We start from the raw sequence: 17,814 nt of genomic DNA, 5'->3' as shown, positions 1-17,814 counted from the left end.
GATTATGGGTACAATGACGATTGACGGCAGAAAAGTCGAATTTACAGATGAAAAAAATGTCCTGACCGTAATCCGCAAGGCAGGCATTAATATTCCTACACTTTGTTATCACTCAGAGGTTTCCACTTTTGGAGCCTGTCGTCTGTGCACAGTAGAGGATGACAGAGGAAGAACCTTCGCTTCCTGTTCTGAGGAGCCAAGGGATGGAATGGTAATTTATACAAACTCAGGTAAGATCAAAAAATACAGGAAACTGATTGTGGAACTGCTTCTCGCAGCACATTGCCGTGACTGTACAACCTGTGTAAAGAGTGGAGAATGCGTGCTTCAGGAGCTGGCTCACCGTCTTGGAGTACATAACATCCGTTTTCAGAATACAAGAGAGCAGTATGAGATTGATGACAGTTCACCATCTCTGATCCGTGACCCGAACAAATGTATCCTCTGTGGTGACTGTGTCCGTGCCTGCGAGGAGCTTCAGGGAATCGGAGCATTGAACTTTGCATACCGTGGAACAGAGGCTATTGTAATTCCTGCGTTTAATAAGAAAATAGCAGAAACCCAGTGTGTAAACTGCGGACAGTGCCGTGTATATTGTCCGACAGGTGCCATTTCCATTAAGACGCATATGGATGAAGTCTGGGAAGCTCTTGCAGATCCGGATGTACGTGTAGTAGCACAGATTGCGCCGGCAGTTCGTGTTGCGGTAGGTGATCATTACAGTCTTCCGAAGGGACGGAGCGTAATGGGCAAAATTGTCAATGCACTCCACAGAATGGGATTTGACGAGATTTATGATACTACTTTCAGCGCCGATCTTACTATTATGGAGGAGTCAGCAGAATTTCTAAAAAGAGTTGAGAAGGGGGAGAAACTTCCACTTCTTACCTCCTGTTGCCCTGCATGGGTGAAATTTATTACAGACCAGTATAAGGATTATATCCCGAATTTGTCTACCTGCAGATCCCCACAGGGAATGATGTCTGCAGTTATTAAAGAATACTTCCGTGATCCGGAGAATGCCAAGGGTAAAAAGACCGTTATGGTATCTATTATGCCATGTACAGCCAAGAAGGCTGAGGCAATCCGTCCGAACAGTTTTACCGATGAGAAACAGGATACGGATATTGTAATTACAACCACAGAGCTGCTGCGCATGATCGATAACTTTGGCCTTGATTTTGCACAGTTAGAGCCTGAAGCATGTGATATGCCATTTGGATTTGGCTCCGGTGGAGGTGTTATTTTTGGTGTTACCGGCGGTGTTACAGAGGCGGTTCTACGCCGCTTAAGCCCGGATCATTCCAAGGAGACCATGCGGGAGATTTCTGAGTGTGGTGTCCGTGGAGATGAGGGAATCAAAGAATTCACAGTTCCATACAAGGGAATGGATATCAATGTATGTGTGGCCAGTGGTCTTGCAAATGCAAGAACCGTTATGGAACGTGTAAAGAACGGCGAAGCAAACTATCATCTCATTGAAGTAATGGCATGCCGCCGTGGCTGTATTATGGGCGGTGGCCAGCCGGTACGGGCCGGTGACAGAACCAAAGCTGCAAGAGCGAAAGGTTTGTATAATGCTGACAATACTATGCTGATCAAGAAATCCGATGAGAATCCTATGGTTCTGGAACTGTATCAGGGACTGCTCAAAGGAAAAGAGCACAAACTGCTCCACAATGACTTCTATTGATGCTGATGTATAGTAGCTGGACACGCTCCAGAGAATAATTAAGACTGGTATAATAAAAAGCCCGACTGCATATTATTTAGAGGAAGAATATAAGCATTACGCTGTAAACAAATCTTGCAGACCTTTAAATAATCAGGCAGGAGGGCTTTTTTGTATGGAAAATTTTCAGGTTTACCGTGATATACAGGCCAGAACCGGAGGCGATATATACATAGGCGTTGTAGGCCCTGTCCGTACAGGAAAATCAACATTTATCCGCAGATTTATGGAACTGGTGGCTTTGCCCGGAATGGATGAAAAAATGCAGAAAGAGGTCAGGGACCAGCTTCCATTAAGTGGTTCCGGAAAAATGATCACAACTGTGGAACCCAAATTTATCCCAAAAGAAGCTGTATCAGTTGATCTTGGCGAAGACAGGAAGGCGAAAGTGCGGCTTATCGATTGTGTTGGTTTTCTTGTAAAGGATGCTGGAGGAAACGTTGAGGATGGTAAAGAGAGGATGGTAAAAACGCCCTGGTTTTCCAGGGCAATCCCCTTTCATGAAGCTGCAAAAGCGGGAACAGAAAAGGTTATCCAGGAACATTCTACGATCGGTCTTGTGATCACCACCGATGGAAGCTTTGGAGAAATAGCAAGGGAAAATTTTGTTCCGGCCGAGGAACAGACTGTGGCTGAATTGAAAACACAGGGAAAGCCATTTCTCATTGTAGTAAACTCTCAGTTTCCCTATAAAGAAGAAACCACTCAGATGGTTAACGGGCTTCAGAAGAAGTACCAGGTACCAGTTGTTGCGGTTAACTGTGAGCAGTTGAAAAAAGAAGATGTCGCATTGCTCCTGGAAAAAATCCTATATGAATTTCCCATTACCCAGCTGCAGTTTTTTATTCCCAAATGGGTGGAAATGCTGCCTGCAGACAGCGAATTGAAAAGCCAGATCCTTTCCCAGATCAAAGTGTGCATGAAGAAGCTTTTACACATTCGTGATGTTACCAGGGAATCGGTAAAACTGGAAGGTCCTTATGTACAGGATACTCTTCTGGATCACGTAGGTCTTTCTGATGGAACCATTCAGATACGGCTTCAGATAGATGATAAATATTACTATAAGATGCTTAGCGATATGAGTGGAATCCCCATGGAAAGTGAGTATGAGCTGATCCATACGATGAAGGAGCTTGCTGCAATGAAGGAAAAGTATGTAAAGGTTAAAGATGCCCTGGATGCAGTAAATAGCAGCGGTTACGGTGTAGTTGTACCAGAGCTTTCCCAGATTCAGCTGGAAGAGCCGGCTGTGATCCGCCAGGGAAATAAATATGGTGTGAAAATTAAATCAAAGAGTCCGTCTATTCATATGATCAAAGCAAATATTGAAACTGAAATTGCTCCGATCGTAGGTACGGAGCAGCAGGCAAAAGACTTGATCACTTATATTGGAGAAAGCGATGCAAGAGGAGAGAGCATCTGGGAGACGAATATTTTCGGGAAATCCATTGAACAGCTGGTACAGGATGGCATCCGCAGCAAGCTGACCATGATCAGCGAGGAAAGCCAGGTGAAGCTTCAGGATACCATGCAGAAAATCGTAAATGACAGTAAAGGCGGTCTTGTGTGTATTATCATATAGGGATTTTTATGAAAAAAGGCAGTATTGTTATAAGCACTGCCTTTTTTTTCATATATGAAAATACTTTATGGGTACTTACCAATATACGGAAAACTGTGGTGCTTCCCTTTCCTTATCAAAGATTATTTATATCCATGTTCTTTTTTCCAGCGCGCCAGATATTCCACCTGTTCCTCGTCTGAAAGAAACTGTGAATAAGGATCATTTCCCGCCGCAACACAACAGAAAAGTACAAGCAGCTGCAACGCAAAAAATAAAACAATAAGTAAAATTACAGGCAACATAAAAACCTCCTTGTAAAGTTTATATAAAAGTCTTTACGAAAAAGTTAATTTTATACATTCTACGCTCTAAAAGTGGAAAATTATACTCGATTTTGTTATAATATGGAAAACTGCTTTTACAATTAAATAAAGTAATGCGATATAATGAGGTATCAAGTGGAAGGGGAGAATTATATGAAGAAGAGAGGTCGTGTGCTGATTTTGTTAATAACAGCTGCACTTGCTATTGAGCCCTTACAGCTGGTATATGCAGAGCCTGCAGTGGATAATCTGACAGGAACTGTTTCCCAGGAGACCGGAGCCGAGATAAGAGATGAGAATGAAAGTGCTCAGCCCGAGCCGAAACCTGGCTGGGTATCTGTGGAAAAGGGATACCAGTGGAGGCAGGAGGATGGTAGTTTCCTTCAGCAGTCTGGATGGGTTACGATCCAGGGTAAGAAATATTATCTTCAGAAAGGTGGTATTCGTTATTCCGGATGGCAGACCTTTAAGCAGAAGAAACGCTATTATTTATCTAACGGTGTCCTTGCCTCGAAACGATGGGTAAAGGATAATGGACAGTTTTACTATATACGTAAGAATGGTACGCCTGTACCAGCTGGCAGATGGTTGACAGTAAAAGGACGGAAATACTATATAGGCAAAAAGGGTTATCGTGTAACCGGTCTGAAGACTATCCATAATAAGAAATACTATTTTAATTCCAAGGGTGTTTTGATCAGGAATAAAATAAGCTATAAGATTAAAGGCAAAGAGTACGAGATCAATTCAGATGGTGTTGCAATAAGGGTTTCTTCTCTGAAAGCAGAATGTATGCGTAAGGCGAAAAAATTTGTTGAAAAGCATACCTCCCCTAATATGTCCAATAGTCAGAAGTTTAGAATCTGTTTTAACTATTTGATGGGATATACTGATTTTAAACCATGGATCAATCCTACAGATGCAGAGTTTAAGACTCAGACCTGGCCATATCAGTCGGCAATCTATATGTTCGATAATAATCTTGCCGGAAGCTGTTATGGAATTGCAAGTGCAGTAGCAGCATGTGCCAGGGTATTGGGCTATGAGCCTTATGTGATCGCCACTACAGGAGACCATGGATTCGTAATGATCGACGGATTATATTATGATAACATGGGACCACTGTTTGGTGCTTCTACACATTTCGCTTATTCAGTGCGATCAAAGGTGAAGTTTTAAGGCAGTCTGTCTGCTTTAAAAATATAATATTTATAAAAGGAGAATCAAGAAATGAGAAAATGGAAAAAATTACTTCTTCCAGCCATGTGTGCATTTATGCTCCAGATACCGGTAATTGTAAATGCCGAGGCTGTAGACAGCAGTAATAATGTGACATCTGCTGTTGAAACTCCGGTTGCTACTCCTACACCAGCACTTCTGGATGGTATCGTTAAGAAAGGCTCCAGGACTTATTTTTATAAGAATGGTGTGATGCAGAAGAATTGCTGGAGTCCAGACAAAAAGCAGTATTTTGGTAAGAATGGCGTTGCTTACGCTGCCCCGAAGGTATCTGGCTGTAAGAAGAATATTGTAGTAAAAAAGATTGGAAAGAAATACTACGGATTTGACAGAAATGGCTTTAAAGTGAAAAAAGGCGTATATGCAGATGCTAAGGGTACTCCTTACTACTTTGACAAGAAGGGTGTCCGTGTCGCAAAGAAAAGTAACCAGCTGAAGGCGGCAAGCAAGTACATGGCAGATGGAGCAGTCCTTCGTAAGCTTCTTGGCAGACCTTCCAAGACCAAAACACTTTCCAGCTGTATGACAGGTATCAGTAAAGATCTTAAATTAACCTATGCTAACATTTTCGTACAGCTTGGAAAGAAGACAACTGGCGGAGAAATCGTATATGGTGTTCAGGCACGATAAAATATCAGGAGAGAATAAGTATGAGAAAGTTTACTAAAACAATGGCAGCAGTGCTGTCCCTTACTATGACACTTACAATGGTTACCCCTGTATTTGCAGAGGGCGAAACCAACATAACACCAGCACAGACAACTGAGGTAGTTACTCCTACTCCAACTCCGGCTCAGCCTCCGAAGAATGGACTGTTTGTAAATGAGGGTAAAACCTATTGCTATAAAAACGGCAAGCTGGTTAAGAATAAATATGGTTATAAAGTCAAAAAGAAGTATTACCGCATCGACAAAAAAGGTGTTGCTACTTTAGTATCCACAGCAGAGGGACTGGCTGGTGCACGCCTTGATAAGTGTGGGGGAGACCTTAAGAAAGCTTTCAAGTGGAGCTCCACCAAGATTAAATACTGGGGAAGCGTAGGAAAGCCGAAAAAAGGACAGAATCAGGTTGAATATTATGCAACCTACGGATTTAAAAATGGTAAAGGCGACTGCTATGTTATGGCTGCAACCTTCTGTATGATGGCGAAGGTAAAAGGCTATAAAAATGTAAAGATGGTAAAAGGAACTGTTCCGCAGGCAAATGGTAAGAATGGCGCTCATGGTTGGTGTGAAATTAAAATAGGCAAAACAGTTTATGCGTATGATCCAAACTTTGCATATACATATCGGAATAGTAATGTAAAACATCATAGTGGATATAAGTTTACTTATAAAATGTTGGGTAAAGGTTTTGGACTTTATAAATACAATCTTAAGAAAGTAAAACGAATTTCTTGTTAACTACAAGTTAAAATAATAGGATTAAGGAGATGTTTTGAATGAAGAAAAAACTATTAATGGCATTATTAGTGGGAGTATTGGCTGTACCATCCTCGGTAAGCTGTTTTGCAGCTGAGAGTACGGATGCAGCTGCTGCGGATTCTGATGAGGAAGAAGAAACAGAGGAAACGGAAGCAGAAGATAAAGATACTACTGCTAAGAAGAAAGAAAATTTAAAGACAGTTGGTGAGAAGAAGGATGGTTGTATAGCATTTAAACTGAGAAATGCTACCTCTAAGAAGATTATCGGACTTGCGATCAAGACTGCTGATGAGACAGAATTTACTGAAAATATGATGGAAGAGGATGATTCCTTTGAATTAAAAGAAAAAAAGAGAATTTATTTTTCTAAGGAAACTGAAGAGAATGCAGAAGAGAATACAGACGAAACCGCAGAGGATAAAGCTCCTACATACGATATGCGTATTACCTTTGAGGATGGAACATCAGCAGATGTTCACGGAATCGTTCTGGAAGATCTTCGAACACTTACGATACGTGAGAAGGACGGAATCGTGTATGGTACTTATAAGCTGAAAAGCACAAAAGAAAAGAAGACTACCTACGATACTGAGAAAGCAATTGCAGATCAAGCTGCAGCAGATGCAGCAGCGGCACAGGCAGCAGCTTCCCAGCCGGCTGAATCCTATGACAGCAATGATTATTCTTACGATTATAGTGGAGAAGATTATAGCGGCGGTGATGACTACAGTGGTGGTGAAGATGGTGGCGATGGATGTCTTGATAATGGTCTCTTAGGCTGATTTGGGGCAAAGCAGTGTCTGTCGTAATGGACAGATATCTAGAAGAATTAATACAGGACAGGGCTCTTGCACTGAGAAAAGCAGTGGGGAGCTCTTGTCCGATTTAGGAGAAAAATATGTCGTTAGTATCTAACCTGTTTTTACTTTTTGTGGCGGCAAGTATATTGATTTACTATATAGTGCCCCGTAAATCTCAGTGGATCGTTCTTCTTATTTTCAGTTATCTCTATTACATAGCAGGTGGTCCACGTTATGTTGTCTTCATTCTTTTTTCCACACTTGTCACTTGGCTGATGGCTCTTCTTATTGAAAAAGCAGAAGGAAAAGAAAACCATAAGGGTGCCAGGAAACTTCTGATTCTTGGTCTGATTCTTAACTTTGGTATGCTTGGAATCGTCAAGTACACCAACTTTGCAGTAGAAAATATCAATGCATTGCTGCATTTGAATCTGAGAGGGATACAGCTATTGCTTCCCCTTGGAATTTCCTTCTATACATTCCAGTCCTCAGGCTATCTTCTTGATGTATACTGGAAAAGATGCAAGGCAGAGAGACACCCGTTGAAATACGCATTGTTCGTATCCTTTTTCCCTCAGATTCTGCAGGGACCTATCGGCAGATATAGCCGCCTGGCAGATCAGCTTTATGCTGAACACAGGTTTGAGGGAAATAATATAATCAGAGGTTTTGAGCGGATTCTCTGGGGCTTTTTTAAGAAAATGATCCTTGCGGACTGGGCCGCTGTTTTTGCAGATGCTATTTTTGAAGATCCGGCAAAGTATAACGGGGTGGCACTTTTTGGAGTTTTGTTTTATACGATCCAGCTTTACGCAGATTTCTCTGGAGGAATGGATGTTGTGATCGGTATTGCCTCTATGTTTGGAATTGAACTGGATGAAAACTTCAAGCGCCCATTTTTTGCTGTATCTATCACGGATTTCTGGCATCGCTGGCATATCACTCTTGGAACCTGGATGAAGGATTATGTTTTTTACCCGGTGACCTTATCCGGCTGGATGGGTAAATTTGGAAAATGGGGCAAAAAGGTGTTTGGCAAGAAAATTGGCCGCACCCTTCCTATCTGCGTGGCCAATCTGATCGTATTCTTCGTTGTAGGCGTATGGCATGGCGCTGCGTGGAAATATATTGTATACGGTATGTATAATGGTATTATTATTGCCTTCAGCGGACTTATGGCAGAGAATTACCGTAAATGGAAAAAGAAGCTTCACATTTCCGGTAAGGAAACCTGGTATTATCTGTTCACTGTAATCCGTACTTTTGTATTGGTTGTGATCAGTATGTACTTTGATAGGGCAGACAGCGTTAGACAGGCATTTCATATGATGAAGCAGTCTATCACACAATTTGCTCCGGCCCAGCTGCTTTTGATTCCGGCAGGTAAACAGGGGACTTCTTTTACTCCATATGCTCTTGTGATTATAGCTGTTGGCTGTGTAATATTATTTGTGATAAGTCTCCTTCAAGAACGTGGCGTGAAGATTCGGGAATCTCTTGCCAGGCTTCCTCTTCCTGTTACAGTTGCCATTTATTTTTGCATGCTGATATCCATAGGTTTGTTCGGTTCCACAGCAGTAGCGAGAGGTTTTATTTATGCACAATTTTAAGAAAATTATAAAAACAATAGTAGTGGTTGCTGTGTGTGTGACGCTTCTTGCTGGATTGGATATGGCTCTTTATCCTTGTACCTTTATGAGAAATGACATTCATGCAGTGGTAAGTAACCAATATGATGACATTATTCTTGGAACATCCCATGGAATGACAGATATCGATCCGGCTGTGATGGAGGAAATCACAGGCAGAAGCGGTCATAATGTATGTGTAGGGGGAGAATATGGAATTGATGCCTATTATATTGCCAGACTGATTGCAGAGAAACAGAAGCCTGCAAGAATCATTTATGAGGTAGATCCGGGATATTTTGTTTCTGAGAAAGAAGAGGGAAATAACTATCTATTATTTTATCATGAGTTTCCATTTTCAAAAGCTAAGGTTGAATACTTCTGGAATTCTATTGCAAAATGCAATTTCCGCACTGTTTTGTTTCCCTGGTATGAGTATTCTCTTGGATATGAGCTTAGCAAGGTGAAAGAAACCTTCACTCAGAAATGGAATAAGGATTACGATATTGCCCATCTGAAAAGTGATACCCAGGAGTACCACGAAAGCGGTCTTATCGAGAGGTATCCGGTGGATACTACCAAGCTGAAAATGAAGGATTTGAAGCTCTTTGAGGAGGAACAGGTAAACCCTCAGAATATGGAATATCTTGGACGGCTGATCGATTTTTGCAGGGAAAATGATATCCAGTTTGTCGCAGTAACTACGCCGATTCCTATTAATACCTTACAGGCATATAGCGATAACTATAATGCTGCATGGAAATACTTTGGACAGTATTTTGATGAGCATGAAGTAACATATCTGAACTTTAATACCCAGTATTTTAAAGCATTTTCCCATGATCTTTCAGACTATACGGATTTTGATGGTCATATGAATGGAAATGCTGCAAAGGAGTATTCTAAGGTTCTGGCTAATATTCTGAAAGGAGAGGGTGTATGATAACAAGTATTTTGGAATATCTTGAAAGTTCTGCTTCCAGATATCCGGACAAAACAGCATTTGCAGATCTTGACGCTACATGTACATTTGAGGAATTACGCCTCCGGGCAAGAAGAGTTGGGACTGCCCTTGCAGAACATTTTGCTCCGAGAAATCCGGTGCCGGTTTTTATGGAAAAAAGTGTGGATACCATAGGTATGTTTATGGGGGCTGTTTATGCTGGATGTTTCTATGTGCTTCTTGATACTAAGCAGCCGGCTGCAAGAATTTCGCAGATTCTGGATATTCTTGACAGTAATGTGATTGTTACTTCCAGTAAGTACCAGAAGGATCTGGAAAAGCTGGAATTTAAGGGAACAATTCTTCTTACTGAGGAACTGGAAAAAACACCAGAAGACAGTTTTGTTCTGAAGAGTATTCGAGATCAGGCATTAGATACAGATCCGCTTTACGGCATTTTTACATCGGGATCCACAGGAGTTCCAAAGGGTGTTGTTGTGGGGCATCGTTCTGTAATTGATTTTATTGACTGTTTTACAGAGCTGTTTCATATTACAGGCGAAGATGTAATGGGAAATCAGGCACCATGGGACTTTGATGTTTCTGTAAAGGATATTTATTCAGGCCTGAAAACCGGGGCCACTGTGCAGATCATTCCCAAACAGTATTTTTCTATTCCTAAGAATCTTCTTGATTTTCTGGTTGAGAGAGAGGTTACCACGATCGTATGGGCTGTGTCTGCTATGTGCATTATCAGTACCCTGAATGGTTTTACCTATAAGGTGCCAGACAAGATTAAAAAGGTTTTGTTCTCTGGAGAGGTTATGCCTATTAAGCATCTTAATATCTGGAGAAAATATCTTCCAGATACTATGTTTGTAAATATTTATGGTCCTACAGAGATTACCTGTAATTGTACATATTATATTGTTGACAGAGACTTTGAACCGGGAGATGTGCTTCCAATGGGGAAAGCCTTTCCTAACGAAAAAGTCTTCCTTCTGGATGAAGAAGATCATCTGGTTACAGAAAAGAGGATAAACGGTGAGATTTGTGTGGCAGGTAGTGCGCTTGCACTTGGCTATTATAGAAATCCTGAACAGACAAAGAAGGCATTTGTTCAGAACCCTTTGAATGACAGATATCTGGAGCCTATTTACCGTACAGGAGACCTTGCTTTCTACAATGAAAACGGGGAGCTTTGCTTCGCTACACGTAAGGACTTCCAGATTAAGCATATGGGACATAGAATTGAGCTTGGTGAGATTGAGACAGCAATGGATAAACTTCCTGAGATTCGAAGAAGTCTGTGTATTTACGATCAGGCAAAAAATAAAATCGTTGCTTTTTATGAGGGTGATATCGATCGTAAGCAGCTGTCACGTTCCCTTGTGAAATATGTACCAAACTTTATGGTGCCGAATGTATTTGTCCAAGTGGATACCATGCCTCTTACAAAGAATGGCAAGATTGACAGGAAAGAGCTGACAGCCAGATATCAGGAGGGAAGATAAATGGCGGATTATAATTTTTTGCAGAAATTTATAGAAGATAAGAATCCTACGCCTTCCTATGTATTTGATCTGGATGCTTTGGCTGTACATGTAAATAAGATTAAGGAGTTGCTTGCAGGTAAAGCGAGAGTCTGCTATGCTATGAAGGCCAATCCTTTTCTTACAAGACCAATGATGAAGCATGTAGATCTTTTCGAAGTATGCTCTCCGGGAGAATTTCGTATTTGTGAGCGTGTCTCTGTTCCAATGGAGAAAATCGTGCTTTCAGGTGTATATAAAAATCCTTCTGATATCCGATATGTACTTGAAACATACGGTGGAAAGGGTGTATATACAGTAGAATCTCTGGAGCATCTGAAGCATTTGCAGAGGATTGCGGGTGAACTGGGGCTGACGATTGATGTGCTGCTTCGTGTGACCAGTGGTAATCAGTTTGGTGTGGATGAAGAAGATATTCGCAAGATTATTTCCAGGAGACAGGAGTATACTGCACTTCACATTCTGGGACTTCAGTTCTATTCAGGTACTCAGAAGAAAAATCTTTCTCAGATGGAAAGGGAGCTTCAGAGTCTGGATGCCTTTCTGGGAGACCTTAAGAAGGATTATGGGTATCAGGCAGAGGAGCTTGAGTACGGACCAGGATTGTTTGCACCTTATTTTGTGAAGGATAAGGAGGAGTCTGTTGAGGAGCTTCTGGGTGGATTTGGAAGGCTTCTGGATAATCTTACCTTTGGGGGAAATGTAATACTGGAGATGGGACGATATCTTACCTATCTGTGTGGTTATTATATTACTTCTATCGTGGATATGAAGGTGAATCATGGTCTGAATTATGCTATTGTGGATGGCGGTATTAATCATCTGAATTATTATGGCCAGGCGATGGCTATGAAGCGGCCTCATTGTACACAGACCGATAATACGGGAAATATACGCATGGAGGGTGATGAGGAACAGTGGAATTTATGCGGTTCGCTTTGCACTGTAAGTGATGTGATCGTAAAGCTTTTTCCATTGAAAAAACCACAGATTAGTGATATGCTCATATTTGAACGTGTAGGTGCATATTCTGTGACAGAGGGGATTTATTTATTCCTGAGCAGACCGATGCCAAGAATTTATTTCTGGCATAAGGGAAATCTTACTTTGGTTCGGGAGGCATTACACACAGATGAATTTAATTCGGAAAGAGAGGAAATGAAAAATGGACAAATTAATTGAAATTCTTGAGGAAATCCAGCCAGATGCGGATTATGAAACCTGTGAGACACTGATCGATGATGGGATTCTTGATTCCTTCGCAATTTTATCTATTGTCAGTGAGCTTCAGGACGAGTTTGATATCACTATTACACCGGCTGATATTGTACCGGAGAACTTTAACTCAGCAGCAGCCCTTTGGGAGATGGTTTGCCGTCTGAAGGGCTGATTACAAGAGACTGATTTATTGGGAGAGAAAGAGTATGCGAAAGATAAGCAAATTTCTGGCAGTTATAGCAATCAGTATTATGGCTGTATGCGTACCTGCCCAGGCTTCTGAAATTACCCCAGAGGTGACTGCAGCTCCAACTGTGACTGCAGTTCCAGTTCAGCCTACGGCAGCACCGACTAGAAAGAAAGGCCTTGTAAAAGAAGGAAAGAAATATGTTTATTACGACAAAAAGGGTAATAAACTGAAAAATAAATGGAAAACCATTCACAAAAACCGTTACTATTTTGACGCGAACGGAAAGGCGGTTACAGGTGGGAAAAGAATTGGTAAATACATATATGTATTTAATCTGGAAGGCAAACTGATTCGTCCCACTAAGGCCAAAATTGTAAAAGTAGGAAAGACATCCTATTATGTAGACACAAAGGGTCATGCATATGTTGGATTCTTTAAACTTGGAAACCGTCTTTACCGGGGCGATGTAAAAGGTCGTCTTACCAAGAATAAAACAGTTTCCAATGTTACCTTTAACCGCAAGGGATATGCAGATAACGATGTAAATGCAAAACTAAAAATAGAGCTTATGAATGTTATTTCCAGGATCACCAATCCGGGGATGAGTAAATCCCAGAAACTGTATGCCTGCTGGTGTTATCTTACCAGCAGCAGTAATTTCTACTATTCCGGCTATTGGCCAGACTTTAATAAAAAAGGCTGGCAGCGAGAGGTAGCATACAATATGCTTGTTTCAGGTGGCGGTGACTGTTATGGCTTTGCCTGCACCTTTGCTGCAATGGCAAGAGAGATTGGCTATAATCCTTATGTAGTTCTTGGACGTGTATCCGGTACCAGAGATGGTGCAGCAGATGGCCTTACCAGTCATGGCTGGGTCATTATTGACGGATGCTACTATGATCCGGAGGCACAGTTTGCAGGATGGTACAGAGGTGTATACGGAAGCGGCAGCTACGACATCAATCATCAGATTAAGAGCATTGTGAGATTTGCGTCATAATTGACGGATACGTCACATCGGCGAAATGTGAAGCATTTTGAAGAGGGCTTTGAATAATTAAATATCTGACATCATGTAGAGCGGAAGAGAAGATATGCATTATTTCTTTTCCGCTCTTTGCGTATACAAAAATTCATTAGGTTGCAACTTGATGAGAGCGTTCAGACAAATTTGTTAATAAATTGGGGTGTGCAGACGCGAAAATTACTTTCTGCATTAATTGTTTTGCATTGAAGTTATAGGGGAAAAGAAAAATAGGAAAGAGAATGGTAATACATAAATGGAAAGTCTGGGTTGTGCGAATTGCTTTTTTATGTGGACTTCTTATTATCTCATCAACATTACAGACAGAGGCTGCCACAAAGAACAGCTGGACAGTAAAAGTAAATAATGAGTATAAAGCTAAACTTGTAAAAAAGAAAGATCAATGGTACCTTCAGTCTACATCCATTCAGATGAAGAATAAGAAAGGAACGGAAAGAATCGCATATCTTTTTGTACCATCCAAAGCGGGACTTGCCAGTGGCTATTATTATTTCTGGGCAGATGGGCGAATTGACAAAAGAAAAAAATTTCATACTCTTGATACGAAAATTGGGACTACACGTTTTAAAGGCTCCTATTATTTTGGGGAAACGGCGGGAAGGCTGAAACAAACAGCTGGATGGATTATGTTCAAGGGAAAGAAGCTTGCACTGAATAAAAACGGAAAATTATATACAAACCGATGGTATAAAGGCTATTATCTGACAGAGGATGGCACAATTGCCACAAACCGCAAGATTTCCAGCACCTTGTATGTGGATGTAGAAGGGAAAAAATGTGCGAAGGAAGAGGTAAAGCTAAGCAGGCTGAGAACCCAAATAAATGAAAAATTGAAGACCTACAGTGGGAACTGGTCTGTTTATGTGAAAGATTTAAAAACAGGAGATGTCCTTTCCATAAATGAGACCAGCATGTATCCGGCAAGTGTGATCAAGCTCTTTGTGATGGAGGCTGTTTATGCCGGTGCAGCAGAGAAAAAAATCAGTTTTAGCAGTTACGTGAACACTCTTTTGGACAGCATGATAACAATCAGTGACAATGAGAGCTACAATGAGTTGGTTCGGACTGTAGGACAGGGCAGTTTCGCGTAAGTATTCGAACCAGATGCTAAATCTTCTGCTGGCGCAGGAAAGGCGGTATAAAATTCCTGCAGGTCTCCCCTCAGGCGTTAAGTCTGGAAATAAGACCGGGGAGACAGACAGCTATCAGCATGATGCGGCGATTGTATATGGAAAAAAGACAGATTATGTGATTGTTGTGTTTGCACAAGCTGGCGAATATACAGGAATTAATGGGATAAAGGAAATATCCGGTATGGTATATGAGCGCCTGAATTAAATTAGTATGTATAAAATTCTGCTATTTCGCAAGAAACGAGGTAAAGTCCATATGTTTATCCAACCAGTTCCCTGCGATTCCGACGCCTTTTCCCATGGTAAAGGCGGCTACAACGGTACCAATTCCAAGTCCTTTGATATGTCCGAGACCGAATCCGGTGAGGGCAGCAGTGACAATCAGGCAGATTACATCGAAGCTGATCTTGATTTTTGGATATGCCACAGAAGTGATCTGGGACAGCTCCCTTGGGAAAAGGTCAGTAGGGACAATAGGCATTTTGCAGCGGTTGGAAATAGCGATTCCAATACAGATCAAAATGTAGCTTGCAATAAAATAAAAAATTCTCCAGCCAATTGCTGTAGGAAGAACATTTATCCATAATTCATGTACATCAAGCAGCTCCCCGAAAACGAATCCTACTACGAAGCTGAATAGATACTGGACTACGAATTTTTTCCGCAGGATCATCAGCGCCAGTACCAGAAGTCCCTGAAATATGTAGGTCCATGTTCCAAGGCTTATCTTCGGAAAGACGCAGGAAAAAGCGTAGGGAACACTGGAAATAGCGGAAATTCCTGTCCCGGAATAGAGCATAAGGACAACGCCGAAGCTGTTGATGGCAACAGCAAGAAGAAGTGCAAGCTCTCCCCGGTAGATTGGGAGAGATTTTTGTGTAGTTTGTGTATTCAAGTGAAAAGCCTCCTGTCATGTTGATTCCTGCATATTATACTACGGATGTGAAAAAATGCAATAAAAAACAGATTTGTTGTTATAATAACTGAATATCACGAAAATTTATAGTATAGTTACGAAAAACAGTTATAGCAGGAGGCTTTTTATCATGGATAAGATGAAAAATATAAGTAAAGCAGAAGTGCTGGTATTAAAAGACCAGGTAGCTTACCAGGAGGGACAGGTTGTGAGCCGCACACTTGCACAGAATGCGGCAGTGAGTGTTACCCTTTTCTCATTTGATAAAGGGGAGGAGATCAGTACACATGAGTCTGGCGGAGATGCATTTGTTACCTGTCTGGATGGTGTGGGGGAAATCACTATTGATGGTGTGAAGTACGAATTACATGAAGGTGAGTCTATTGTAATGCCTGCGAAGCATCCTCACGCAGTTATGGGAAAAGAGAAATTTAAAATGCTTCTTGTGGTAATTTTCTAGAGTATTTTTCAAATACGCTTTAGAACAGACAACTACTGAAAAATATTATCATGTAATCTTCTTGCAATCCCATGATGGTTAGTGTATACTAATCAGCATAGTTAGGAATAGCTAACCTAACGGTGTAAATCATTTGGACTCCTTTATTATGGCAGAAAGACCGCTGGCATAATAAAAGGAGTTCCTTTGAAAATGAAAGGAGTATACATACCATGGATTACTTAGAAATTGAGAAAGTTATTGGAAGAGAAATTATGGATTCCAGAGGAAATCCTACAGTAGAAGCAGAGGTATATCTGGCAGATGGAACCATCGGCAGAGGAGCTGCTCCCAGTGGCGCTTCTACAGGCGAATTTGAGGCTCTGGAGCTTAGAGATAATGATAAGGGCAGATACCTTGGAAAAGGTGTTACAAAAGCCGTAGAGAACATTAATACATCCATCAACGAGGTAATTTCAGGAATGGATGCGTCTGACATATACGCTATCGACAAAGCCATGATCAAGGCAGATGGAACCAAGGACAAATCAAACTTTGGCGCAAACGCGATTCTGGCTGTTTCCATTGCATGCTGCCGTGCAGCAGCAGCTTCTCTTGACATTCCGCTGTACCGTTTTCTTGGCGGTATTTCCGGAAACCGCATGCCGGTTCCCATGATGAACATTGTAAATGGTGGATGCCATGCACTTTCTTCAGGACTTGATGTACAGGAATTTATGATCATGCCAGTAGGTGCACCAACCTTTAAAGAGTGCTTAAGATGGTGTGCAGAGGTTTTCCATGCCCTTGCGGCAATTTTGAAATCAAGAGGTCTTGCAACTTCTGTTGGTGATGAGGGCGGCTTTGCACCGGCTCTGAAATCTGACGAGGAAGCCATCGAGACAATTCTTGAGGCTGTTAAAAAAGCAGGCTATGAGCCTGGAAAAGATTTCATGATCGCTATGGATGCTGCATCTTCTGAGTGGAAGACTGGCAAGCTTGGCGAGTACAAGCTTCCGAAGGCTGGTACTGTTTACACATCTGACCAGTTGATCGACCACTGGAAAAAACTGGTTGACAAGTATCCGATTATTTCTATTGAGGATGCTCTTGACGAGGAAGACTGGGAAGGCTGGAAGAAGCTTACCAAAGAGCTGGGAGATAAAGTACAGCTGGTTGGAGATGATCTGTTTGTAACAAATACAGAGAGACTTTCCAAAGGTATTTCCCTTGGATGCGGTAATTCTATTCTGATCAAGCTGAATCAGATCGGTTCTGTATCTGAAACTCTTGAGGCAATCAAGATGGCTCATAAGGCTGGCTACACTGCAATTTCTTCCCACCGTTCCGGTGAGACAGAAGATACTACAATCGCAGACCTTGCAGTAGCATTGAATACCTGCCAGATTAAGACCGGTGCTCCGTCCAGAACAGAGCGTGTAGCGAAGTACAACCAGTTGCTCCGTATTGAGGAAGAGCTTGGCGATGCTGCTGTTTATCCGGGAATGAGCGCATTTAATGTGAAACGCTAATTTAAAAAATTCCCCTGTCAGGAAAGCGTGGTTCCATGGCAGGGGAATCTTTTTGCTTTATAGGAAAGACCGCCTGTGGCGCTCTCTTGAATTGAAAAATGCCCGCACGGAGGCGGGCACGACGACAAGACG

General features: G+C 41.6%; 18 protein-coding genes. 17 read left to right on the top strand and 1 reads right to left on the bottom strand.

Going from position 1 to position 17,814, the window contains the following annotated elements:
• Positions 1-4 precede the first annotated feature (4 nt).
• The 15 genes from AB5706_RS15830 to AB5706_RS15760 all read left to right on the top strand — a co-directional run bounded on the left by AB5706_RS15830 (position 5) and on the right by AB5706_RS15760 (position 15,000).
• Positions 5-1,693 (top strand): [FeFe] hydrogenase, group A, encoded by a 1,689-nt coding sequence (locus tag AB5706_RS15830; RefSeq protein ID WP_118578428.1) that lies wholly within the window; start codon positions 5-7, stop codon positions 1,691-1,693.
• A 154-nt stretch (positions 1,694-1,847) separates the two neighbouring features.
• The gene (spoIVA, locus tag AB5706_RS15825; RefSeq protein ID WP_173718664.1) at positions 1,848-3,317 is read left to right on the top strand and encodes a stage IV sporulation protein A; all 1,470 of its coding nucleotides are present in this window, start codon (positions 1,848-1,850) and stop codon (positions 3,315-3,317) included.
• A 67-nt stretch (positions 3,318-3,384) separates the two neighbouring features.
• On the top strand, positions 3,385-3,582 hold the full coding sequence (locus tag AB5706_RS15820) for a hypothetical protein (RefSeq protein ID WP_173718665.1): 198 nt from the start codon (positions 3,385-3,387) through the stop codon (positions 3,580-3,582).
• A 193-nt stretch (positions 3,583-3,775) separates the two neighbouring features.
• Positions 3,776-4,801, top strand: coding sequence for an N-acetylmuramoyl-L-alanine amidase family protein (locus AB5706_RS15815; protein WP_173715558.1), 1,026 nt, complete (start codon positions 3,776-3,778; stop codon positions 4,799-4,801).
• Between the two features lie 51 nt (positions 4,802-4,852).
• The gene (locus AB5706_RS15810; RefSeq protein WP_173715559.1) at positions 4,853-5,491 is read left to right on the top strand and encodes a hypothetical protein; all 639 of its coding nucleotides are present in this window, start codon (positions 4,853-4,855) and stop codon (positions 5,489-5,491) included.
• A gap of 20 nt (positions 5,492-5,511) precedes the next feature.
• Positions 5,512-6,264 carry a transglutaminase domain-containing protein gene (locus AB5706_RS15805; RefSeq protein ID WP_173715560.1) on the top strand — a complete coding sequence of 251 codons (753 nt, stop codon included), beginning with the start codon at positions 5,512-5,514 and terminating at the stop codon, positions 6,262-6,264.
• Positions 6,265-6,302: 38 nt separating this feature from the next.
• On the top strand, positions 6,303-7,067 hold the full coding sequence (locus tag AB5706_RS15800; RefSeq protein WP_173715561.1) for a hypothetical protein: 765 nt from the start codon (positions 6,303-6,305) through the stop codon (positions 7,065-7,067).
• A gap of 116 nt (positions 7,068-7,183) precedes the next feature.
• Positions 7,184-8,695: an MBOAT family O-acyltransferase gene (locus tag AB5706_RS15795; RefSeq protein ID WP_173770870.1), complete on the top strand. Its 1,512-nt coding sequence runs from the start codon at positions 7,184-7,186 to the stop codon at positions 8,693-8,695.
• Entirely contained in the window at positions 8,682-9,656 is a 975-nt protein-coding gene (locus tag AB5706_RS15790; protein WP_173769107.1) for a hypothetical protein, read from the top strand. Before AB5706_RS15795 ends, AB5706_RS15790 begins: the two co-directional genes overlap by 14 nt.
• Positions 9,653-11,170: an amino acid adenylation domain-containing protein gene (locus tag AB5706_RS15785; RefSeq protein ID WP_118578420.1), complete on the top strand. Its 1,518-nt coding sequence runs from the start codon at positions 9,653-9,655 to the stop codon at positions 11,168-11,170. The genes AB5706_RS15790 and AB5706_RS15785 overlap by 4 nt, the downstream gene beginning before the upstream one ends.
• Complete coding sequence (locus tag AB5706_RS15780; RefSeq protein ID WP_173770871.1) at positions 11,171-12,391, top strand: diaminopimelate decarboxylase family protein; 1,221 nt, start codon at positions 11,171-11,173, stop codon at positions 12,389-12,391. It begins immediately after the preceding gene.
• A complete protein-coding gene (locus AB5706_RS15775; protein WP_118578418.1) occupies positions 12,375-12,599 on the top strand; it encodes an acyl carrier protein in 225 nt (74 codons plus the stop codon). Before AB5706_RS15780 ends, AB5706_RS15775 begins: the two co-directional genes overlap by 17 nt.
• 34 nt (positions 12,600-12,633) lie before the next feature.
• Complete coding sequence (locus tag AB5706_RS15770; protein WP_118578417.1) at positions 12,634-13,617, top strand: transglutaminase domain-containing protein; 984 nt, start codon at positions 12,634-12,636, stop codon at positions 13,615-13,617.
• A 266-nt stretch (positions 13,618-13,883) separates the two neighbouring features.
• Positions 13,884-14,753 carry a serine hydrolase gene (locus tag AB5706_RS15765; RefSeq protein WP_173770872.1) on the top strand — a complete coding sequence of 290 codons (870 nt, stop codon included), beginning with the start codon at positions 13,884-13,886 and terminating at the stop codon, positions 14,751-14,753.
• Between the two features lie 13 nt (positions 14,754-14,766).
• Positions 14,767-15,000, top strand: coding sequence for a serine hydrolase (locus AB5706_RS15760; RefSeq protein ID WP_173769111.1), 234 nt, complete (start codon positions 14,767-14,769; stop codon positions 14,998-15,000).
• Positions 15,001-15,021: 21 nt separating this feature from the next.
• On the opposite strand, the gene AB5706_RS15755 is transcribed toward AB5706_RS15760, so the two are convergent.
• Complete coding sequence (locus tag AB5706_RS15755; RefSeq protein ID WP_173769112.1) at positions 15,022-15,690, bottom strand: DUF6198 family protein; 669 nt, start codon at positions 15,688-15,690, stop codon at positions 15,022-15,024.
• A 151-nt stretch (positions 15,691-15,841) separates the two neighbouring features.
• Between AB5706_RS15755 and AB5706_RS15750 the strand changes: the two genes are divergently transcribed.
• Positions 15,842-16,171 carry a cupin domain-containing protein gene (locus AB5706_RS15750; protein WP_173769113.1) on the top strand — a complete coding sequence of 110 codons (330 nt, stop codon included), beginning with the start codon at positions 15,842-15,844 and terminating at the stop codon, positions 16,169-16,171.
• 212 nt (positions 16,172-16,383) lie between these two features.
• Positions 16,384-17,682 (top strand): phosphopyruvate hydratase, encoded by a 1,299-nt coding sequence (gene eno, locus AB5706_RS15745; protein WP_173770873.1) that lies wholly within the window; start codon positions 16,384-16,386, stop codon positions 17,680-17,682.
• Positions 17,683-17,814 lie beyond the last annotated feature (132 nt).

The organism is Ruminococcus sp. RTP21484sp1_RTP21277st1_D2_RTP21277_210401 (assembly GCF_040924225.1).
Classification (GTDB): Bacteria; Bacillota; Clostridia; order Lachnospirales; family Lachnospiraceae; genus Blautia_A; species Blautia_A faecis.
The sequence above is the reverse complement of the archived record's forward strand: the minus strand, read 5'-3'. Positions and strand labels throughout refer to the sequence as shown.